The following is a 20,961-nucleotide window of genomic DNA, read 5'->3' as shown; positions in this document are numbered from 1 at the left end:
CGCTTAAGACTTTACGCATCCGCAGCGTCCCCGTCAGGTTTTACGCGTCATCTGGGTATGGAAAACCCTGCATCCGTAAAACCATTTAAGCAATCGTCCCTGGCCAGCCCCACATACCAGGCAGTCAGCGCACCATCTCGGATCCTGAACTGCCGTGCACGGGCAGACGGTGGCCTACGGCGGCATCACCAACGACGCCTGGTCGTATCTGCCACAGCGACAGGGGTGGATCAGCAACATCTTCCTGTCCGGACTGGCCTGGATGCCGGGCGTGCCGGAGTGCCACTGAGTTGTGAACCGGAACGGCCGGTCCCCGCCGCGGTGCATGCGGCGGGGACCGGTGCGTCGAGCGCCTCTGATACTCCTGCCGGGAGGCCGTCACCATGTCGGTGGCGGTCTACCTGTGTTCATTCGCTCCGATCAGCTCATCTCGTGGGGTAGAACGGTCCGAACCTGTTGATCATCTTGCTGGTGCTCCGGTTGATCTGGTCGACCCACTCGGAGATACGGGAGTCCACCACCTTCTGGGTGGTGGTGACCCTTTCGAGGTCCCCGCCAAGAAAGCCGGCGCGCAGGAGCGGGTGCTGGTCACCTGATGCGAGTTCGCGATCGAGCCACTGGGATGCCAGCGGACGGTAGTCGCCGCGCATGCCGGAGACCAGCAGGTGCGGCGTACTGATGTAGTTCCCGGCGTCCTCCTGGACGAGCAGGCGCAGGTACTCGAAGCGCTCCCACGCCTCGGTGAAGGCGCTCTCGTTGGCCACCACGTGTCCGGTGAAGATGGGCTTGAGGTATCCGTGTACCCGTGCCGCGGTGTGCAGGCCAAGAACCGTCTCGGGCCCGAGTAGGGCCGCCGCGGGCATGTCGGTCCTGCGCATGATGTCCTCGGCACGGGGGCCTGTGAGCAGGCGGGCCGCCAGCGGCCAGCGCTCGGCCGCGACGGCGGCGATTCCGGCGCTGTGCAGGAGCAGGGTGGCCGGTGCGCGGCGCAGGTCGTTGAGCGCCCTCTGCCCGGTACCCCAGGTGACGGTTGCAAGGCGCTCAACGTCGGCGAACCAGTACCGGTCGGTGGTGTCGGTGCCCCAGTAGGCGGTGACCGCGGCGAGAGCGGCCAGCGTCTCGCTCTCGGACTCCCACGCGGCGAGCCGCCGCTCGTGCTCGGCCTCCAGCTCAGGCTGGGGGATGTCAGGGGTGGCCGTGCGCAGCGGATGGTCGGCGAGGCGGGCGGCTTCGCGGCGCAGGGTGTCATGGAGGTTGATGGCCGGGCCGTCGCTGCGCAGTTCGCGCTTGGCTGTGGCGATGGCGGTGGCGATGTTGTGGGGGTTGGCACGGTTGCGCTCGGTGAGGGCAGTGACGGCGTCTGCGGTACGGGTGAGGAAGCGGTCGACGTCGGCCGGCACGTAGGTGCCCTGGCGCTGTTCGAGGAGTTCAGTGGCGGTGGTGGAGAGGGGGTAGGGGTCGGCCCAGTAGGTGTCGAAGCGGCGGGTGGGGCAGCGCTTGAGGGCGCTTACCAGGGCCGGGTCGTACTTGGCGGACCATCCGGCGATGATCAGGCCGTACTCGTCGAAGACCTGGTTCAGGAGCTTGTCGACCTCCTGCTCGTATTCCTTGAGCTCCTCGGGGGTGTTGCGCATACTGTCCGGGTCGAGGTAGTCGCCGTGGAGGTGGATGACCACGCCCTGGCGCTGCGCGTGCAGGGGGATCATCCCGGTCAGGTCGGACGGGCGCCGGATGATGGTCGGGCGTAGCCCGGCCTCGCGCAGGGCGTCCTCGACGAGGTGATCGAAGTTCAAGGTGATGATCACCCTGATGTGTCCGTCGGCGACGAGGCGGGCGAGAGCGCGGTGCGCGTCCGCAGGCTGCTTGATGCCCTGCTCGCGCTCCGTCTCGTCGGGCTCGAAGTAGGAGCGGAGCAGCGCTTGGCGCCCGCCGGTGGTCCCGGAGAGGTCGGCCAGGAGGGAGTCGTAAGCCGGCTCGCGCTCGAAGCGCTCCACGTACCAGTCGTACGGGTCGTCGTCTCCGTCGGGGATGCTGGTGCCCTCGACGCTGGCGATCTGGCGGATCAGATCGCACTGGATGCCCCAGGCGGAAAGCATGCCCGCCGATACGGATGCCCCGGAGCCGAGCAGCACCGCATACCCCCCAGGCACGGCCCGCAGGCCGAGTGCAAGATTCACATGGGGTTCCGTCGACTGGTCGGCCATGGCACGTCTCCTTGGGCACGCGGGAGCAGAGCGGTCGGAGTTGACCACCCATCACCAATTTACGTCAGATCGACGAAAAGATGGGCTTCCACTCACGAGACCGCGGTCCATGCAGTCGGCCCCGGCTGCGAGGTGCGCTCTTTCACACGGCTACTTCGCGAGAAATGTCGGCGTGGGTGACCGGCTTGCGCCTAACGAGCTGGTGCTCGTGGGCGATGCCGTACTCGACACGGATACGTCGTGATGAATGTGCCTTGCGCTGACGTTCGTGTATCTCTTCGTACCAGTCCGGGGCGTTCTTCTTGAATTTGCGGTGCGGTGGTGTCACCACCCGGCCGTCGGTCTGGGTGCCAAGTCCCTGGTAGTCGGCACCAGTGAGGATCTCGACCGCAGGTCCGTCGGTCAGGAGCTTGACCAGCCCTAATCGGCGAACGTGGGTGATGTCCGCGCAGCTCGCGGGCCGTGCTGGGTTGCACCACAGCACGCGGCCTTCGCCGTCCGTGACCACAATGGAACGGCCAGGGCGAGCGCGGACAGGACGCGCAACAGGTTCTTGATCCCGCGCTGGGTTGTAGTGGGGCCGGCCTGCGACGCGCAGGAGGACGGCCAGGCCAGCATCTGAGTGGACATCCACTTTCACCGAAGAATGAAGCACTCGTCCACGAGGCCAGCCATCAGGGCCAACTGACCACCTCACAGGTCGTGACCGCTCCTGCGTAGCGGCTGGTGCCCCACTGCGCGGCGACCAAGATCTCAAAAATGTGGGTTACGAGGTGTTGTGCCTGGTCAGGGGCTCTGGCTGGTCGGGCTGGACGGGCGCTGAGAGGTCCCTTGGCTTCGGGCTCGTTGAAATTGACGCGGCGTCGGGGAGTGAGGTGGTCATCCTGGGGCGGAGACTGTGGGCGTTGGTGGGCAAGGGGGAAGCCGGTACCTCGGGTGAGGCACCGGCTTCGGTGTGAGTGGAGGGGCTCGCCGTTCAGTGGTTCTCAGGGACGGCTCTGCCTACGGAAGTGGTCTGCGGTCTTCAGGTGGGGTCCGGTTCGAGGTCGGGGATCTCGAACATGGTGTCGGTGGGCGGTTCGAAGTGGAATCGGCCGCGCATGTTGATGTGGCTGTACATCATCCGAGAAAGCTGGCGGAGGTCGCCTTGAGCGATGATCTGGCCCTGGGCGCGCATTTTTTCGACAATCTTCTGGATGTAGACCGTGTTGAAGAGGGCCACGGTGTTGAGGACGAGACCGAGAACGCCGAGCCGGTTTTCCAGACCGGGGTAGTAGTCGGGGAAGGGGCCGTCGATGCCGTGACAGATACGCCTGGCGAGGTCGGCACGTTCCTTGTGCAGCCTGCTCTGCGCTTCGATCCCGTGCCGGTACTCGGGGTTGTCGTAGAGACGGAGCAGGTGGCGTGTTTTGGCGATGCGGCCGAAGGCGACGATCGCTGATCCGAGGCCGGTGGGCTGGCCGTTGTGGGTCAGGATCCGAAGTGCGTCGTGTGCGCTGACGGCACCGTGGTGGATCGAGCCGATCATCCGCAGGATGTCTTCCCAGTGCGCGGCGATCTGCGAAAGGTCGATCTGTCGGCGTGTTGCGCCTTGGAGAGGTCCGTAGTCCGCTGACCTGTCGATGCGCCAGAGCCTGGTGTCGTTGATTTGGTGCGGGGCGGGCTGGTAGGAGTAGCCAGAGAGAGTCAGAAGGCCGAAGACGAGGTCCTCGTGCGTTCCGGCCTCGGCGACGATGGCTTCGGGGCGTCGGCTGTCCGGGACGTTGGTCTGGTCCCGGTAGGTCGTAAGGGTGTTCAGCGCTTCCAGCGCGGCACTGGGCCGGCCGCTGACCATGCGCCCGGACAATTGGATGGCCTGCTCGGTCAGCATGGTCAGCCAGGTGACCTCGGAATTGCCTTCGGGTGCGATGAGCAGGCCGGGCTGTGGTGTGGGGATGACGAAGCCGTGGCCGTCCACGGAGGCGAGGCGCTCCCCGTCCAACTGCAGGGTGCTGAGTGCGTCGTTCTCCGCGCCGAGCATGAGGATGGTGCACGCCTCGATCACATCGGGGCGGAAGTATTCGCGGCTGATGCTGGTGAGGCGGTCGAGTTTGAGGGCGTCCTTTTCTTCGTTCGCGACGGCTTCGAGGCCGATGTTGCAGCCGTACGCGACCATCACGGCCGCTACGGACAGCTCGAATTCCGGGTAGGGGGAAGGGTTGCCGTTGCGGGTGGTGAACGCGGCGATCGCGCCGGTCCGGCTCAGCACGTTCAGCACCACTTGGGGCAGCTCTACCTTGGGGAGCATCTTCTCCACTTGCCGACTCAGGCTCGATGGACGCGGTGGCCGTCCCTTCGGCAAGGCCAAGTCGCCGTTGCCGAGTGGCATTTGAGCGCCCTCGGGCATGCGGGAGGCGACTCTGACGAGGTGGGCGTGCAGGGTTGTGGCAGCGCGGTCGAGGTAGGCGCTGGGGTCTTCGGGTAGGTCCAAGCTGGTGAGCAGGCTGGGCCGGGCTTGCGCCCAGACCTCGCCTGACAGGAGTCGCGCGAGGAGGTCTCCCCAGCGGGAACAGCCCTGAACGAAGATCTCTCGTTTGCACAGATGCCGGTGGAAGGTCTCCACCACGCACAGGGCGTATGCGTACAGGTCCACCGCGCCGTCGGACTGTTCCGGTTCACCTACTACGAGGCGTCTCCAGGAACCTTTCAACAGTGTGGTGCCGATGTCTTCGAGCTGGACGTCCTTACGATCCAGGAGAGGCGGCAAGGCGTGGAGCGCGTTCAGTGCGGCCTGGCCCGCGGGACGTGCGCCGAAGCGGACCCTGTTGACAAGGACGGGTACGAGCGTCCGTACGTCTCGGAACCGTTCCAGTGCCTTGGCACGACGGGCCTCATGGGTATCGGAGTCCCGGGCCGGCATGTACTCCAGGAGATTCTTGGCCGCCCGCAGGAGAGTGTCCCGGTCGGCGACCGTCTCCAGTACGGCGCGCGTGGAGTCGGTGTTGGTGACTGGGTCGGTGATTTCACCGCTGTCGTGGTCGATGCTCTCCACCACGGATTCCAGGACGGCGAGCAGTGCCTGTGCGCACAGGGTGCCGGCTGGGGCGAACCTCGGGTAGGCGTCGACTAGGGCCTTGTCGGCCCACCTCTTGGGTTTGGCGATGAAGCCCTCGGTGATCAGCTTGTCGAGCATGTCGATGGCGTCGTCCAGGGCGCTCGTCTCCAGGCGCTTGACGGCCGCAAGTACCGCAGCCCGCTTGCCGGTCTGCTCTTTCAGGCGCGGTACCCGCTCGGTCAAGGCGTGATCGGCTAGCTGCGCCAGCTTGCGGCCGGGGATGGACGAGACATCCACATCAACGAACCCGAGAGCGCGGATCTCGTCCGTGCGTGAAAGCGCCTTCACGAAGTTCGCCCACGAGGGCACGCCTACCCCGCGGCGCAGCCCGTCCAGACGACTGATGCGCCCGTCGGGAGGAACCTCCATCAACCAGTCGATGGTGCCGACCTGGTGAGGGTTCATTTTGGAGACGAGTTCCTTCGACACTGCGTCTTCGGCTCTACTACGGCAGAGCGTCACCAGGTCGCGCAGCGTCGAGTATCGGGGAAGCAGCACACGCTGCTCGCGGAGCCAGACCAGGGCCTGGAGCGTCATCGCCTTCGGGCCGTCCGTGGAGTACTTCAGCCGGTCTTCCAACCAGGCCACGAGCTGAGCCTCGCCCTCCAGGAAGGAAGTCCAGCCGTGTTCCCGTCTGATCTCTCGTACGTGGTCTCGAACGGTGTCGCCGTTCTCCCCGTACAGGATGATCTTGGCGAGAGGGTCGGAGATGCCGAGCTGCTCGCCCACACGCAGCACCAGGTCCTCCGGGATCCTCTCCATGTCGGTCTGGAAACGGCCCAGCAAGCGCACGACCGTCAGCTGCACGGCGAGGCCGAGCCGGTTGTGCTCGCCTCGCTTGCCCTGGATCAGCCGCTGGTCCTCCTCACCGAGCCGGAGATGGGGCCAGTCGCGCTCCGGGATCCTATTGACGAACGACGGGTACCCTGCGGTCACCTCCTGCCGCTCCTCTGCGCTGAGCATTGCCTCTCCTGACGATCGGATTGTCACGCAGGGCAGATTCAGGCCGGCGACTGGGCCGGGTCAAACCGGACTTCGGGGGTTATCGGCCGTAGGGCACATTTTTGAGATCTTGGTCGTCGACCCGTTTTCTGCGCGGCCGTTCGAGTGGCTCGCGGCTATTTCCGAGGGTTCGGGCTTCTACCGTCCTTGGCCATGGAGAACGTGTGGATCGAGCCGGGCGGTAGCGCAGTTCCCGGCTACACCGACGATCAACTCAAACGCGCGAGAGGGTTCGCGGAGCAGGACGTCCAGGCGACGCGGGTGCAGCTTGCGGCGCGCTTCGGACTCGGCGACGTGTGTGCCGAGATCGCCGAGCAGTCCAGCCTGGCGGTGAGCAGCGCTCTGGAACCGCTGGCACGCCAACTCGGCTATGCGGCCGACACGCTTGAGCGATACCAGCGCGTCACGGCGTTGGCGGGCGCGGAACTTCGTGAACGTCTCGCCACGTCGTCCGTCCACGTGCCGTGGAAGTGCGTGGTCGCAGCCTGCGTAACCGACACGGCCGAGCGCGCGCGTCGTGTCGGACTGCTGCTCGGGCGGCTCGCCGGCGCCGAGCGGGCGGGATGGCCGGCCGTACTCGACGCCGGGGAGTACTGCCGGGCCCTGGGCCTGGCGGACGGAGCGGCCTGCAGCATGGAGACGCCGGGCGAGATCGTCGCACAGCTCCGCCGTGCAGGAGTACGGGAGGCCGTCGTCGCGGAACTGACCAAAAACCCGGAAGCCGTTCTGTCCATCCTGCGGGAGCCGACCGTGCGTGAGGTCCTCCAGGACCAGGAGGTCGCCCGGTACGTGCGCGAGCAGATGCGCCCCGTGCCGGATCCGGACGTAGAACTGGTCAACGAGCTGATCGGCGACAACGAACGCGATCCGCGTGCCGACTGGACCATCCGCTACTTCGGCCTCGCCCACAAGTGCAGGGAAATCCTCCTGCTGGGTCCCGACGATTTCGCACACGTGGACGACCCCGACGTGTGGCAGTCCGTCGAATCCATCCGTGACTCCGTCACCTCCTGGGCCGGCCGCGTCCTGGACAAGCGCCCCCGCACGATCCGACTCCTCTCCGGAAAGTAGAAATCCGTGCCTATCCCCAATGCCGCTGGCCGCTACCCCAACGCCGTACGCGACGTCCTCGACCGGGAGGCACTGCGGTGCATCCGCCAGGGCGGGAGCGAAGTCGAGCAGCTCGCTCGGATGCAAAGCGTCGTCCGGTCGAAGATCAACGTGCTCTCTACGGAATTCCGTCCGGTGTTTGACCGCGCCGTGAAATCGATGTGCACCACGTCGTTCAACAAGGTCTGCAAGGAACTTCGTATCGCCGCTCTCGCTGGTCCGGCCGGACCCACACAGGGCGGCACCACCGGCATGGTTCCGAACTGCGGGACCGGAGCATCAGGCCCTGGCGACGCTGCGGTTCCCGGCCCGCACGGTGCTGGATCTGACGACGAAAGGGTCGTGGCGAAGGTTCTGATCGGTGAGGGCGGCGAGCTGACGGAGAAGTCGGCCCAGCAACTTGTGCTGGAAGACCTCGACCGCATCATGGAAGGCTTGCCTCCTCTTGCCGAGCGGGACTTCATGGAAGCGGACCGGCTTGAGAGTGCGGCCAAGGAATCCGCCCAAGGAGCCAAGGAGCACAGGGCCCGCGGAAACCGCATCCTCGCCCTGTTCAAGCGCTACGACCGGCTCGTCGTCGGCATCGACAGCATCCCCGGCATCTTCAACCTCGCCGACTACCTTGCCGAGGTCGGAGCCCAGGCCCTTGGCCTGGACGACGAAGACGCCGAACTCCTCCGGTACGCGGGCGCCCTGTGACCGAGTCCACGTGGCACAAAGAAGTCAAGGACTGGGGTGGCCACCGAGATCCCGCTCGGGAACCGCAGAGCGGACTGCCTGCTGCGCTGCGGCAAGCGGGCAGAAATCCAGGCCCATCCGCTTGCCTCGATGGAAGTCGCTGGCAGGGAGGCCCACACAGACCTGTGGATCCTCGACTGCCGAGCCGCCCACGCGCGCACCCGCCTCCTGGTCTGGGACGACCCGGAGTTCGGCACGCTGTTCCGCTGGGACCGCGCCTGGCAGGGCTTCGCGGTGGCCAAGCGGCCTGCCTTCCTCAACACGGAACTGGACATCAGCACGGGCCGTGGCACCTTCCTGGAAGTGACCGGCTGGATCTTTGACGGATACCGCGCTCTCGGTTCCGGCAGGCCCCATACCGCTGCCGCCATGCGTTCTCGGATGCGCTACGACATCCCGCTCACCTCGCACCTGGCCGTGACCCGGTGACCTGGGAGCCGCCCCACGGGCGGACGGGAAAGCGCCACCGCACCATCGTGATCGAGCTGGACGGCCTCCTACAGCAGGTGCCCGCCGAATACCACGCGACCGGTGCGCTCGTGGAACACATGGTGACAGCCAGGCCTTCCATGCCGACCCCTTGTTCGGAGAATGCCCAGTTCCAGTGGCCGTACCCCTGTACCGCCCACCGCCGGTACCCACCCCGCACTGATCGTCGTGGATGACCTGGCCGAGTCCTGGGTCATGGAATTCGACGTCTGGCACAACCAGGTCCGCCATCACATCACCGGCTTCTCCCCGTCGGACAACTGGCGCTCGACCACGCCCGGCCTGCGGCGACTTCGCCGTGCCAAAGCGTGATATCGCGAAGCGTTCGCGGTTCACGACGCATTCGACATCGCCGGACTACTGAGGTGACGCGCATCGACCCAAACACAAATGATCAGCATGGTCATCCGTGGTAACTTCCGGGCCTTCGTGACGAGTTGGAGGGCATATGAATAGCGAGGTCCTGCTCGGCTTGATCGCTGCGGGAGCGGCGTTCGGCGGAGCACTCCTAGGCGCCGGTGGTGCAGTCATAGCCAGCCGCAGCCAGGCCAGCGCGGCCCGCTACCAAGCCGATGCCCCATGGATTAGAGAACTCCTGCCCACCCTCTGTGCAGAATTCCTCCTTCAGGCCGAGCAGGTCTACCAGGACTATCAAGCCATGTACGAGGACGCGTTCCACGAACGCTGGGACGAGATGGAGCGCCGGGCCCGGGAGTTGGACTCGCAACGGTTGAAGCGGGCCTTCGCTGCACTCGAACTCCGCGCTCCAATGGACGTAGTCGATACGGCCACTGCGCTTCAGCAGTCCCTCCTCTACGACCATGCCCCAGAACCAGTCTGGCTTGGCACAGCACGAAGAGACCGGGGCCGCCAGATGGCGGCTCGGACCAGGCTCTCCGGCGCCTACCACGGCCAGCACAACCTGTTCTTGAAGGTGGCCAGAACCGCTCTCAAGGTTGGCGCCGAAGAGGCGCCGGCTGGGAGAGCGTGGCTGCCCTTTCGGCGCCGCCAGCTGTAAACGGGTTCGGTGCTTGGCGAGGGAACGCTCACCAGAACACGCCGCTCTTGCCCGCATGTGCCTCCCTGAATCCAGTTCAGCAAGGTCCTCGGCGCGAGAAAGACTAACGTCGATGAGACAGGGCGGCAGTTGTCCTTTGACAGCGAAGTTAGTCGTTCGCAGCGCGCTGACCTGGCCCGACTGAGTTGAATGTCAATGAAGTCATCGACGTAAAGGTCGCACAGGCGCTGCGTGAGGCGCCGTACCTGGGGTCGCCCAAGGATGCGCGCGGAAGGCGCTCAGTAGGCGGTGAAGCGGCGCTGACGCGCTGCTGCTCATTCGCGCGGAGGGAGGCACTCGTCGAGCAGAGATTAGGGGTGAACATGGACGCTTTCGAGCGGACGGTGGGATCCGGGGCGGACTGCGCGAAGCCGCCACTCCGCTACTGCTTCTTGCGACTCCTGCGCAGTGCATCGTCGAGTTGAGCACGGATCTCTCGCTCCGCTGTCGCCTCACTCGGTTCGTCCGGAGCCAGGCGTGGAGGATGGGGGTTGGCAGCCTCGGCTTGTTCCTCCTCTTCGAGGCGGCTACTCGTGCGCAGGGTGTGAGTGGGAGCTGGCTCGGAGGGCCATGCCAACAGCAGATACTCCTCCGGGGGTACTGGAGTGGTGTTGCTCTGGGCGACGTCCCTGCCTAGGGCGTGCACTCGGACGCGGTACTGGAAACAATCCGCAGTCGTCAGGAGAGTGCCCGGGGCAGGGGGCCCGAAGTCCAGGGATTCGAGTCGGAGAAGATTGTGGGGAGCGGTGACGGTTGCCTCCACGATCTCTTCCCAGGGCCGTGACTCGTCGATGTCTTCGGTTGGTTCCCTCTCGGTGCGGGCGCATACGCGGACGTATCCAGTCTGGATGCCTGTGCGAACTAGGGCGCCCCCTTGCAGCATCGGCGCGATGAGGCCGTTGGACCAGTCAGCGGAATGTACGGGGATATCGCCGTTATCGAGCAGCCCGAAGGTGCCTTCCGATACGAAGACGTCGTGCCAGGGGGTGTTCATGGATCCTCCTTCCGCTTCAGGTTAGCTTCGCTGGAGCCGGTTGTGCCCGTGTGTGGCGCCGGGACGGCTGGGAAGGGGCCGCTCCGTTCCCGGCGCCTGGGTGCGTGGCGTGACGCCCCGCCTGCGGTGTTAGGGGATCACGATTACACGGAACGGGTCGTCTTGAAGGACGCGTTCACCCCGGTACAGGGCTGAGTGGAGTCCGCCCTGCGAGTGATTCTCTGCGGCGGGGATCATGCATACGCTGACCCCGGTGGGGCCCTGCCCGGCTGGGATACCAGAGAACCCGCATCCATCGAAGGTGCGGCGTGTGCCGCCGGCTGAGAGGCCCTGTTTGGAGCTGGCGACGGGGTATTCGTCGCATTCTTTGCCGGTGACGCTGGGTGCGTCACCGCATGCTTTGTCTCGGTTGGCCTGGTTGACGGCCGGATCGGTGGTGCGCGTCAGAGGAGCTTCGAAGGTCGCACCAGGCAGTCCCGAGGCTTGGGCACGGGAGACGTGCGAGGCCAGTTGAGGGTTGGTGGCCTGGCTGTAGTAGACGGCCGAGGCGTACCAATCCACCACGCAGCCGGGATCGGTCCTGGCGGGGGTGTTGTTGTCGCACCGGAACTCGGCGAAGACGGGGACGACGTACGTCGACGAGGTGTAGCCCGGGTTCGTGAAGGTCAGATTCCACCCTGTGTAGCAGTCGCCTTTGGCGCCGGCGGCTGTTGCAGTCGAGTCGTAGAACGCCTCGCCGGTGTACCACTGGCTCAGCGGCTGGATCGGCTTGGCGGGGAATGAACCGCTCTCCTTGGTGCAGGAAGCCCCGACTCGAGCCGTGCCACTGTAGGAACCCTTGAGCGCGTCGCCCCAGCCGCTGAAGGCTGTGACGTCGAGCTGATGGGCTATGCGGGACTCGCTGGTGCTGCCATAGCTGTAGTTGATGAGGAGGAGATTGGCCTCACCTGTAGTAGTCCGGACGCCGTTGCGCTCGACCCACGTGTAGTAGAGGACCCCGTCGATGCGGCAGGCTTGAGTGCGCGTGGCATACACGACGCCCTGGGCGTCTTCGCACCACTGAGGTGGAGGAACTGCCGCGAGTTTCGAGTTGGCTTCGCCGCTGGGCAGGCCCGGTATGGTGTCGGCATTGTTGTACTCGATGCAGGAGCCCCGGCCGTTCTCATCGGACGCGGTGCAGATCTCGCTTGTGGCGGCGAGCCGGCTTGCGCCAGGTTCCCTCGAAGGTTCGTCGGAGCCCGGTGTAGTTTCCGGGATCAGAGGGGCTAATTCCGAAACACCAGCGGATCTACTGTTGCTGTCCTGGCTGTCCGTTACCGCGCCAGCCGGTGCCGCACCAGCGAACGCAGCGAAAGCCACGATTGTCGCTGCGATCACAGACCAGCGTCTCTTTCGGTACTGCAGCATGACAGTTCCCTTCAGATGACACGCAACACGCGTGGGTGCGCGCATCACTGAAGCCTCACTGAAGATAGACGGTCAAGACTTAATCGCTCTGAGGAACGATTACGCGCCAGGGCGGTACCTTGTGACCGCGACGCTCATTTGCCCTAGTGTCCTGAGTCGTAAGTTCATGGGCGATTGTAGGGTGGGGTGATGCCGGGTCCGAAGCCGTTGTCGTTGGCGTTGTCCGATCACGAACGCCGGGTCCTGCGAGGCTGGTTGCGCAAGCAGACCGCGTCTCAGGCACTGGTGCTGAGGTCGAGGATCGTGCTGGCGTGCGCGGAGGGCCTGTCGAACGCACAGGTCGCGGACGACTTGGGTGTCTCGCGGGAGACGGTGCGTAAGTGGCGGTCCCGGTTTGCCGCCGACCGGCTGGAGGGCCTGGTGGACCGCCCGCGTTCGGGGGCGCCGCGGAAGATCACGGACGAGCAGGTCGAAGCCCTGGTCGCCAGGACCCTTGACCAGGCGCCACCGACGGGTGATTCGCACTGGTCGACGCGTTCGATGGCCGGGGCGGCGGGAATGTCGCAGTCGGCCGTCTCGCGGATCTGGCGGGCGTTCGGTCTCAAGCCGCACATCGTGGAGACGTGGAAGCTGTCGACCGACCCGCAGTTCGTGAGCAAGGTCCGTGACGTGGTGGGTATTTACCTTGCCCCGCCCGAGAACGCCCTGGTCCTGGCGGTGGACGAGAAGTCGCAGATACAAGCCCTGGACCGGACCCAGCCCGTGCTCCCGATGGCGCCGACCACGCCGGCGAAGATGACCCATGACTACGTCCGGCACGGCACGACCAGTCTGTTCGCCGCCCTGGACATCGCCTCCGGCTCGGTCATCGCCCAGCACTACCGCCGCCACCGCCACCAGGAGTTCCTCCGCTTCCTGAAGGTCATCGACGCCGCCGTCCCCCAGCACCTCGAACTCCACCTGGTCCTGGACAACTACGCGACCCACAAGACCGAGCCGGTCAAGAAGTGGCTGCTACGTCACCCCCGCTTCCACCTGCACTTCACCCCCACCTCGGCGTCCTGGCTCAACCTCGTCGAGCGCTGGTTCGCCGAGCTGACCTGCCGCAAACTCCGCCGCTCGGCCCACCGCAGCGTCGTCGAACTCGAACGGGACATCCGCGGCTGGATCAACGAGTGGAACAAGAACCCCAAGCCGTTCGTCTGGACGAAGAGCGCCGACGACATCCTCGCCGCCTACTGCACACGAATTAACGACTCAGGACACTAGGTTCACCAGGTATGCGTGACCACTTTGTTTTCCGGTGTCCCGGTTATTGACAGTTATCTCCTGATGCCGGGCGCCTTCGGCGTCGTGCGTATCTGATGTAGTGGCGGATGGAGTCGTATGTGATCAGGTAGTCGTGGTGGTCCAGGAGTTCGGTCCAGATCTGCCTTCCGTTGAGCCTTCTGCTGATCATGCTCTCGATCAGGTCGGCGAGTTCGCCTGTGATGGGATCGGTCAGCGGACCTGCCTCTGCGGTGGTGAGGCGTGGGATCTCCAGGGCGAACCGGACATCCCGGCAGCGGAGGTTGTAGCGCTTGGCGAGCGTGTGGATCTGGGTGCCTTTGAGGCTTTTTGGGCGATGCGTTGGGCCAGGCCCCGGCGCCGGGTGAAGGGATTCTTCTTGGGCGGCGGCGTGGTCTGTTCTTGCCGCCCAGGGCGTCGGCGTCAGCAAGGGCACGTTCGAGTACTTCAGGCGAGTGCCCTGCGGCCGTGGCGAGGTTTTCGAGGAGCGGCTTGCCGAACCACTGTGGTGGGCCGCAGAGGTAGCAGTGCAGGAAGCTGGGCTTGAGATGGTTGGCGCGGGCCGGACGCCGGATGTAGGAGTTGGAGGACTCTCCGAGACAGGGACGGAGTCGGACCGGCAGCGGTGAGAACCGGGGCGGTAGCTCGCTGTTCATCGGAACGTGGCGGTCTTCGTGGCCAGCGACGCCGTGGTGTGGGCGGTGTGGTCGAGCGGAATGGCCTGGAGGCTCTTCTTGGTGATCTTCTCGGTGCCGGTGAGGATGGCGTCGACCGCGGCTCCGCGGATGGCGTGGGAGAGGGATCCGATCATGCCGCCGGATTGGTCGTGCAGGAAGCGGTCCAGGCCCGTGAGTGTGCCCGGGGTGGTGGTCGTGCAGCCGCAGGGTGTCCTCCATGGCAGCGACCAGGCCCTTCCATTCGCTGTTGTAGGGGAAGGGGCGGGAGGGGATCAGGGTGAAGCGGCCGGCGATCTGGGCGCCCCGTGTCCCGGACAGCAGGCCGGATTCGGCGATGTCGATGCCGGCATAGACGAAGGTGGCGGCCAGGCGCTCGGAGAAGTACTTGAGCGTGTCGGCGACTTCGGCGCCGTGGCGACTGGCGAGTGAGATGTTGTGCAGTTCGTCGACCAGCACCAGCCCGGTGCGGGTGTCGGTGCAGACACCGACCACGGCCTCGATGATGTCGGTGATGTTCGAACGTGCCCGCACTGGCAGGCCCAGGAAGCGAGCGAACTCGGTCGCGATCATGCGGGCGGTCGCGGCAGGCGGGACGGTGACGTAGACGACCGGGATGCGGTCCGTGACATGTGGGTGCCGGGCCCGGTCAAGGAGTTCGTGGGAGCGCCCTAACTGGGTGATGGCGATGGTCTTGCCGGTTCCCGCAGGGCCGGAAACGATCAGCCCGCGGCGGGCGCTGATCGCGTGGCGGTTGAGCAGGACCAGCCGTCGGCCGCAGATCGCCGTCTTCTGACGAACGAGGTGGCGACCGTGAGCATGCGGGCGTGATGGTCAACGCGGTCCTCGTCGTAGAGGCCCCGCTCGGACACCGACATCCGCTGCCAAGCCCTCCGGGACGACAAAGCCGGGGGTGCGGGTGGCCCGTCGATGAACCTCCGCCACCCGGCCAGGGTGTTCAGCTGCCGCCCGGCCTCGGTGTCAGCCGCCCGCGATACGGGGCGGCGTGCCGCCGGCTTGGAGATGGTCACGAGCGCCTCCAGGGGTCAGCCAACGGGTCGAACAGTCTCAGCCGGACGACCTCGGCCAACGAGGTGTCCTTGCCCTCATCCATCGGCTCGCTGTCGGCCGGCGGATCGGGAATCTCCCGCCCTGGGGCGGTCGCCCGGGTGCGGGCGGCGATCCGGCGATCCCGCCGGGACCGCTTCGCCGGAGGGCCCTCCTCGTCCGGGGGCCGTCGTGGGCGCGTTTGAGTAGCGCGGCTGCCGCGTCCGCGATCTGTGCCTCGTTCCCATTCCTCGGGGCCTGCTGACGGGCGTGGTCCCAGGCCAGTTCGCCGAACGGGACGCCGACGCGGTGCAGGTGCCGCCAGAACACGGTGATCCACCGGTCCCTCTCGCCGCGGCGGTCGCGTACCAGATCCGGGAGACGTCGTAAGAGTCGTAGTGGACCTCCCACAAACCCTTCTTCTCCGCGCCCCCGGAGCGCCGACGGCGCAGCGGGTTCAACTCCGGACTGTCGTAGGTGCGGTGGTTCATCCGGATCCCGTAGGCGTTGATCGCCTGCCACCTTTCCCGGCAGCAACTCGATGTAGTCCTCACCGCTCAACGGGGGCCGGAACGTAGCCGCACGACTCCAGCAGCATCGCGTACTCCTCGTTCGGCGAGTAAGTCCGCTTCGGAGCGCTGGGATCTCGCAGGGCGTCATGCGGCCGGTTCTGCCAGACGGCGACGATCCATTCGTCCAGCAGTTCCTGCAGCTCGGGCAGCGACCACAACGGTCCGTCCTCCAAGCGCTGGCCGCGACGGTCCACCCACCGGCCGGTGTAACCGGCGACAAACTGCGCGAACAGCGTTGACACCGAACCCAGGGTCTTCTCGATCACACTCTTCTCGAAGGGGGACGCCTTGTGTGTCGGCTGCAGCGTGACGCCCAAGAAGCGGCAGGAGGCACGGAAGTTGTGCGAGATGAAGACCTTGCCGTGGTCGCAGACGATCGTCTCCGGAATGATCACCGATCTTGCCGCCGCGTGCTCCAGCCGCTCGTCCGGGCCAGCAGCCGCTCGTGGGGCAGCGCCGACTGGGACATCCGCAGCGCCTCTGGCCAGCCCGGACGCACTGTCTCTGGTGTGATGCTGCGGGCCATGAGGGCGGAGGCGTCGGCTGCCTTCGTCGTGGGCCGCAGGACCGCCGCAGTGATCGACCTGGAGGCGATGTCGACGAGTGCGGTCAACTCGACCTTCTCCGCGATGCCGTTGTCCAGCCGCACGAGGACATCCAGCGGACTGGAGTCGATCTGCATCAACTCGCCCGGGGCGACGGCCGGCACTTCCCCGAACGGGCCGGCCGGACGTGCATGCAGCGAGCGGCGAGTGGTCGCCGAGCCGGTCGCGTGTGTGCCGACAGCCAGCTTGGCGAAGAGCCGGTAAAGCGTGCGCTCCGTGGGTAGCTCGATGTCATGGGCCTCCTCACGGGACGCCAGGATCTGCTTCGTCCGCCAGATGGTGAATCGGACCGTCCTTGAGGAGGCATCGGCTGTCTCGGCGATCGCCTGCCGCATTGCTTCGACCACCGCTGGGGCGATCCGTCCGAAGGCCGACAGTTGCTTGGCCGACCGGCCGTCGGCCAGCCCGACAAGCCCGTCGCGGTGATATCGCTGGCGCCGCTGCTTGATGCCGCTGGCCGTCATCGGATGGCCAGCTGCCGTCAGCTCGGCCGCCGTGGCTCGCTCGCGTTCGGCCAGCGAATGCCGCCTGGGGTCGAACTCCGGTCGCGGCACTGCTCCTTGGGGTGCATCCGGCGGTAGACCGTGCAGCACCTCCCAGATGTGGTCCTCCCACCAACGAGCCTGGTCAGCGGCTGTATTGGGGAACTCTCCGATCCGGGCAGTCGGCGGAACCCGTCGCCGCTTCTCCTTCATCCGGCACTCTCACTGGACAGGCGCACGACCGTGCGCGGGCCCTGCAGTTCGACCGCTGTCCCCTCGGCGGACAATTCCTGCCTCCACAGCAGGTGGAACAGCACGGGCAGCGTCGCGAGCCGGTCGCCTGCCGCATCGGCCCCGGGCATCAGCGGCCCCGGTTGCGAGAAGACGTCCATCAGCCGGGCAGCGACCGGACCCTGCCGACAGCGGGGATGACGGTAGCGCGACAACCACCGCACGTTCGCCAGCAGCACCGCCTCCGGCGTCCCCACCCGCTCGAAGTCCCACCCAGCATCGACGCAGGCCCGGCGCGTCACTTCGAACGCTTCGGCATCCCGCGGCGCGATCCAATCGTCGGCGCGGACATCGACGACCACGGCCGAGCCATCCGCCCGGCGCACAAAGAAGTCCGGAGCATGCCGACGCTCACGCGAACCTCCGTGCCAGTGCAGCCAGAACGGCTGGGACGCGATACCCACCACAGCGGGATCGAAATCCTGAGCACGAGATGGTCCCGCTCCAGCCACGACTCAAAGCCGACATGCTGCCCGGTCGTCGTCGCCCAGTACCAGCCCGGGAAATGGCGCCCGCCCGGAGGCCACCGAGACGGCCGTACCGGAACTGCGTCCTCGAACCTGACCGACACGCAGTCCAACATCGGACGCCGTCGACGCTCGCGCCAGCCATCCATGCACGACACCTCGACGTACGGCACGGCCCCGTCCGCCCCAGCCGGTACGGCCATCCAACACCCCAGCGTGCTCACCCCGCACGACTAGGTTCACTGTCAAATAAGCCGAAACGACTGGTTTCGTTGTCAAACGCCTCGATTGGATGACAAAGGACAGCAGTTCGCCGGGGGCAGACAGGAAAGATCGCGGAAAGACTGGCGAACGTGCGCGAAACCATGTCAACGTAGACGACCTTGTAAAACCCAGGTCAGAGAGGTTATTGCCTGTGGCCGTAGCGCCGGTGGGCCCCGGTTTCTCCGCCACCGTCGAAGCCCTGCGGCTTCGCGAATGGCAGCTCGGCCCCGGCCAGCCCACGCTGGTCATGGACCAGTTCTCGGCGGAGGAATTCCACCTGATTGTGGACGACCGTGCGGACGTGCACGTCAGCTCGAAGGACGGCCGCTTCTACCTCGGCTGGTTCCCGCTCGGCCGCCCCGGCACGGACGGCGAGGGATGGAAGATCGCCGTCAATGGCACAGCCAGGGTGCGTGGCTACCAGACGTCGTTCGACATCGGGACGCCGGCTGACATGGTCGCCGCCGCCGTGGCGCGCGTGCTGGAGATCCTACGTCGCGCATGACCGCACAGGCGCTCAAAGGTAGTTCTGGCTTGGCGGGCGGCTGGCTGTCTGCCGACCACCCGACCACTCCATCGTCCACCGTTTCCCTCACTCATGGAGGCTATCCGTGACCCGTTCGGAGATGACCGTCAGCGATCTCATCGACCAGTTGTCCGTCTGCGACCCGAGTGCTCCGGTGCGGCAGGCGATGAATCCGTTCTTCCCGATGGAACACCGCCTCGAACAGGTGGTCCAGGCAGCGGACGCGACCGGACAAGCGGTCGTCTATCTCGCGGAGGGCCGGGACGCGGACCCCCAGCTCGGCCATCTGCCGCCCGAGGTCGCCGTCCTGCTGGCCTGGCAGGGCCCCGTCCAGGCGCCCCCGCGCCGCCCCCGCCGCAGCGCCGGCGGAAAGTACATTGCCCACCAGCCGTTGGAGCGCCCCTGAACCCCGACTTCCCCTTCGACCCGTCCACCCCGAACAAGGCCCAGGGCGCGTACTGGGTCGGTCCCCGCCACCTTGCCGGCGACGACGGACGGCTCTACGACTCCGTCGCCGACACGCTCACCGGCCTCGGCTGGACAAGCCTGACGATCCTCCGCGGACGACGTGAGCCGGACGAGGTGCCGGAAGACCGGCAGGTCCTGCGCTCCACCGTCCTGCACCTCAGCCCCGACACCCTGCGCTGGGCCCAGTGGGTCCTCGCGGACGAGCCGTTCTACCTGGGGGAGCTGCCGATCGCCTGGCATGTGTCCGCCCGAGCGGACACCGCCAGCCCGCTCGCTCAGTGGTCCGCGTACTTCACCCCCGACGTCCCCGGAGAGGTCATCGTCGACTTCCTCTTCGCCCTCGACGCCCGAGACCAGCCCGCCGAGCAGTTCGCCGTGCCCGAGCTCGTCCTCGACGCGGTCACCGCACACGGCTGGCTCCGCGACATCGACCGGCCCGACACCGGCGCGATGGACCCGACGTTCACCTCGCACCTCACCCTCGGCGAAGTGCCGCCCCTCATCCAGGACGCCGACCCGCGCGTCCTCGATGCCGGTGTCCACGAGGTGGGCCGGGCCGGATGGCAGACGTGGGCCGAACCGGTGCTCGGCGCGCCGTGCCTGTGGGCGGCGTCGTTCAGCGGCAGCGTGCCGCACGACCTCGTCGCCGCGTTCGCCGGCTCCCTCAGCTCCACGGCCCCGGTCCTGCGCCGAGTGCTGCCCGAGAGCACCCGGGACCGGCTTCTACGCGCCCCGGCCGGCTGAGTGCTGACGCACCTTCGGAGCACAAGGGCCCTGCCTCCCGTTTCTGGAAGGCAGGGCCCTTGTGCTGTACCGCTCCCCGGCAAGCGCAGTCACCGAAGAGCGGTGACACCTCACAGCGCCCCGGGCCGTGCGGGCAGTTTCTGGGGCGCTGTGAGGTCGGGTGGGCGGTCAGCGGGGTGTTGCCGCCTTGCTGAGGGCCTGGTCGAGGTGCCGGTCGACGAGGGCCGGTGAGCCGGAGACCACCAGTAGCAGGATGCCGTTGCGGATCGCGGTCTGCTTCACCACGGTGTCCGCTCCGCCGGTGGAGAAGGCCAGGAGCTGGCTCCACCGCTCCTGGCCGAGGTGGGGTGCGGTCACCGCCTGCGTGGTCACGTCGATCGCGGTGCCGCCGACGAGGACTTGGTACTGCGGGCATCCGGCCATAGCGTCGAAGATCCGGTCGGTGCCGGCGGACAGCTTGCCGGGGATGTCGCTGTACAGCTCCTCGGTGACCTCCGAGTTGCTGCTGCCGGCGTAGGTGAAGGCGGCCTTCGCGCGGTGGGGGAAGACGAGCGTTCCTCCGGTGGCCGCGTCGCCGCCCAGGTCGTTGAGGGCGGGGCAGCCCAGGACGGTCACGTCGTCGTGTTGGGAGGAGGAGTTTTCCGGTTTGGGGGCGTAGCCGCTGCCGAGATCCTGCTCGCTGAGCAGGCGGGAGGCCAGCGTGGCCGACGACAGCGGGGTATCGGTGGCCGTGCCGGCGTCTATCGCGGGTCTCCCGGTGCGGATGGAGGACGGGGCGGTGGGCTTCGGCTCGCTGGTGTCGGTGGAGCAGGCGTACAGCCCGAGGGCTGTGGCGGCGACGATGCCGAGGGCGGTGGTGACGCGAACGCGCATGCGGAACTGACCCCTTGGTGCTGGGTGACGGGTGGTCAGTACCGGCCAGAAGGCCCGGCGGGGTGGTAGGAGTGGGGGTCAGTGCCCGAGGTGGCGCAGGCAGTCCTCGAATGTGTCGTGCGTCGCGTCGGCCGGTCGGGCGTGCCGGTTGTACCAGGCGGTGTCGAGACGCGTCTCGTGCTGCTGGTGTCCGGCCCGGCAGCGCAGCCAAATCTCGTCGCAGGTCGAGAGGACGAGCCAGTCCCGGTATGCCCCGCAGGCGCCGCACTCGGCCATCTCGCCGTCGACGACGAGTGGCTGGGGCCAGGTCATCATCCGCCCGGCAAGCTGGTCATGGCTCGGAACCCGCAGATCCGGCGGAAGGAAGTCGTCCACCACTGCGGCCGACTCCTCCGCTGCTATCGCGGCCCGGATTCGTTCCACTTCCGGCGGCACCCGGCTCTCCAGCCCTGCCCACATCCCACCGTGGACACGGTGCATCTCCTCGATGTCCGCTCCGCGTCGGCGGCGTATTCGTTCAAACAACCCGCTGCTCTCCCTCGTCTCGTCCAGCACCGTCATGATCG

Annotated in this window: 20 protein-coding genes and 2 pseudogenes; 10 read left to right on the top strand and 12 right to left on the bottom strand. The window is 66.6% G+C overall.

All coding sequences use genetic code 11. The annotated features are described in order from the left end of the window. Positions 1–154: 154 nt before the first annotated feature. Positions 155–289, top strand: a complete 135-nt coding sequence (locus tag ABZ855_RS43820) for a hypothetical protein (RefSeq protein ID WP_360818099.1) — start codon at positions 155–157, stop codon at positions 287–289. Positions 290–425: 136 nt separating this feature from the next. On the opposite strand, the gene ABZ855_RS43815 is transcribed toward ABZ855_RS43820, so the two are convergent. The 3 genes from ABZ855_RS43815 to ABZ855_RS43805 form a co-directional block, all read right to left on the bottom strand. Then, the gene (locus ABZ855_RS43815) at positions 426–2,204 is read right to left on the bottom strand and encodes an SIR2 family protein (RefSeq protein ID WP_360818097.1); all 1,779 of its coding nucleotides are present in this window, start codon (positions 2,202–2,204) and stop codon (positions 426–428) included. 142 nt (positions 2,205–2,346) lie between these two features. Then, positions 2,347–2,712, bottom strand: coding sequence for a hypothetical protein (locus tag ABZ855_RS43810; protein ID WP_360818094.1), 366 nt, complete (start codon positions 2,710–2,712; stop codon positions 2,347–2,349). 516 nt (positions 2,713–3,228) lie between these two features. Continuing rightward, positions 3,229–6,261 (bottom strand): Tn3 family transposase, encoded by a 3,033-nt coding sequence (locus tag ABZ855_RS43805; protein ID WP_360818091.1) that lies wholly within the window; start codon positions 6,259–6,261, stop codon positions 3,229–3,231. Between the two features lie 192 nt (positions 6,262–6,453). Between ABZ855_RS43805 and ABZ855_RS43800 the strand changes: the two genes are divergently transcribed. The 5 genes from ABZ855_RS43800 to ABZ855_RS43780 all read left to right on the top strand — a co-directional run bounded on the left by ABZ855_RS43800 (position 6,454) and on the right by ABZ855_RS43780 (position 9,655). Beyond that, positions 6,454–7,371, top strand: a complete 918-nt coding sequence (locus tag ABZ855_RS43800; RefSeq protein WP_360818088.1) for a hypothetical protein — start codon at positions 6,454–6,456, stop codon at positions 7,369–7,371. A 120-nt stretch (positions 7,372–7,491) separates the two neighbouring features. Continuing rightward, on the top strand, positions 7,492–8,109 hold the full coding sequence (locus ABZ855_RS43795) for a hypothetical protein (protein WP_360818085.1): 618 nt from the start codon (positions 7,492–7,494) through the stop codon (positions 8,107–8,109). A gap of 36 nt (positions 8,110–8,145) precedes the next feature. Then, a complete protein-coding gene (locus ABZ855_RS43790) occupies positions 8,146–8,577 on the top strand; it encodes a hypothetical protein (RefSeq protein ID WP_360818082.1) in 432 nt (143 codons plus the stop codon). Positions 8,578–8,739: 162 nt separating this feature from the next. Next, positions 8,740–8,949: a hypothetical protein gene (locus ABZ855_RS43785; RefSeq protein ID WP_360818079.1), complete on the top strand. Its 210-nt coding sequence runs from the start codon at positions 8,740–8,742 to the stop codon at positions 8,947–8,949. A gap of 136 nt (positions 8,950–9,085) precedes the next feature. Beyond that, positions 9,086–9,655 (top strand): hypothetical protein, encoded by a 570-nt coding sequence (locus ABZ855_RS43780; RefSeq protein ID WP_360818076.1) that lies wholly within the window; start codon positions 9,086–9,088, stop codon positions 9,653–9,655. A 421-nt stretch (positions 9,656–10,076) separates the two neighbouring features. Here the strand turns inward: ABZ855_RS43780 and ABZ855_RS43775 are convergent, their stop codons facing one another. Next, the gene (locus ABZ855_RS43775; RefSeq protein WP_360818074.1) at positions 10,077–10,688 is read right to left on the bottom strand and encodes a hypothetical protein; all 612 of its coding nucleotides are present in this window, start codon (positions 10,686–10,688) and stop codon (positions 10,077–10,079) included. A gap of 129 nt (positions 10,689–10,817) precedes the next feature. Further along, positions 10,818–12,095, bottom strand: a complete 1,278-nt coding sequence (locus tag ABZ855_RS43770) for a hypothetical protein (RefSeq protein WP_360818071.1) — start codon at positions 12,093–12,095, stop codon at positions 10,818–10,820. A 189-nt stretch (positions 12,096–12,284) separates the two neighbouring features. Between ABZ855_RS43770 and ABZ855_RS43765 the strand changes: the two genes are divergently transcribed. Further along, on the top strand, positions 12,285–13,364 hold the full coding sequence (locus ABZ855_RS43765; RefSeq protein ID WP_360818068.1) for an IS630 family transposase: 1,080 nt from the start codon (positions 12,285–12,287) through the stop codon (positions 13,362–13,364). A 43-nt stretch (positions 13,365–13,407) separates the two neighbouring features. Here ABZ855_RS43765 and ABZ855_RS43760 read toward each other — a convergent pair whose 3' ends face one another. The 5 genes and pseudogenes from ABZ855_RS43760 to ABZ855_RS43740 form a co-directional block, all read right to left on the bottom strand. Next, the gene (locus tag ABZ855_RS43760; protein ID WP_360818065.1) at positions 13,408–13,812 is read right to left on the bottom strand and encodes a hypothetical protein; all 405 of its coding nucleotides are present in this window, start codon (positions 13,810–13,812) and stop codon (positions 13,408–13,410) included. A 222-nt stretch (positions 13,813–14,034) separates the two neighbouring features. Beyond that, positions 14,035–15,087, bottom strand: a pseudogene (locus tag ABZ855_RS43755) (TniB family NTP-binding protein). 566 nt (positions 15,088–15,653) lie between these two features. Then, positions 15,654–16,070, bottom strand: a complete 417-nt coding sequence (locus ABZ855_RS43750; RefSeq protein ID WP_360818062.1) for a hypothetical protein — start codon at positions 16,068–16,070, stop codon at positions 15,654–15,656. Next, positions 16,067–16,834, bottom strand: coding sequence for a hypothetical protein (locus ABZ855_RS43745; protein ID WP_360818059.1), 768 nt, complete (start codon positions 16,832–16,834; stop codon positions 16,067–16,069). The genes ABZ855_RS43750 and ABZ855_RS43745 overlap by 4 nt, the downstream gene beginning before the upstream one ends. Before the next feature lie 137 nt (positions 16,835–16,971). Next, positions 16,972–17,723: pseudogene (locus tag ABZ855_RS43740) on the bottom strand (TnsA-like heteromeric transposase endonuclease subunit). A gap of 212 nt (positions 17,724–17,935) precedes the next feature. Here ABZ855_RS43740 and ABZ855_RS43735 point away from each other — a divergent pair. The 3 genes from ABZ855_RS43735 (at position 17,936) to ABZ855_RS43725 (ending at position 19,522) form a co-directional block, all read left to right on the top strand. Next, a complete protein-coding gene (locus ABZ855_RS43735) occupies positions 17,936–18,289 on the top strand; it encodes a DUF317 domain-containing protein (protein ID WP_360818056.1) in 354 nt (117 codons plus the stop codon). Between the two features lie 106 nt (positions 18,290–18,395). Beyond that, complete coding sequence (locus tag ABZ855_RS43730; RefSeq protein WP_360818110.1) at positions 18,396–18,716, top strand: hypothetical protein; 321 nt, start codon at positions 18,396–18,398, stop codon at positions 18,714–18,716. After that, a complete protein-coding gene (locus ABZ855_RS43725; protein ID WP_360818107.1) occupies positions 18,713–19,522 on the top strand; it encodes a DUF317 domain-containing protein in 810 nt (269 codons plus the stop codon). Before ABZ855_RS43730 ends, ABZ855_RS43725 begins: the two co-directional genes overlap by 4 nt. A gap of 168 nt (positions 19,523–19,690) precedes the next feature. On the opposite strand, the gene ABZ855_RS43720 is transcribed toward ABZ855_RS43725, so the two are convergent. Beyond that, positions 19,691–20,395 (bottom strand): hypothetical protein, encoded by a 705-nt coding sequence (locus ABZ855_RS43720; protein ID WP_360818053.1) that lies wholly within the window; start codon positions 20,393–20,395, stop codon positions 19,691–19,693. A 78-nt stretch (positions 20,396–20,473) separates the two neighbouring features. Next, positions 20,474–20,950: a hypothetical protein gene (locus ABZ855_RS43715; RefSeq protein WP_360818104.1), complete on the bottom strand. Its 477-nt coding sequence runs from the start codon at positions 20,948–20,950 to the stop codon at positions 20,474–20,476. Between the last annotated feature and the right edge of the window lie 11 nt (positions 20,951–20,961).

It is taken from the genome of Streptomyces sp. NPDC047042 (assembly GCF_040644035.1).
Lineage (GTDB): Bacteria > Actinomycetota > Actinomycetes > Streptomycetales > Streptomycetaceae > Streptomyces.
The sequence above is the reverse complement of the archived record's forward strand: the minus strand, read 5'-3'. Positions and strand labels throughout refer to the sequence as shown.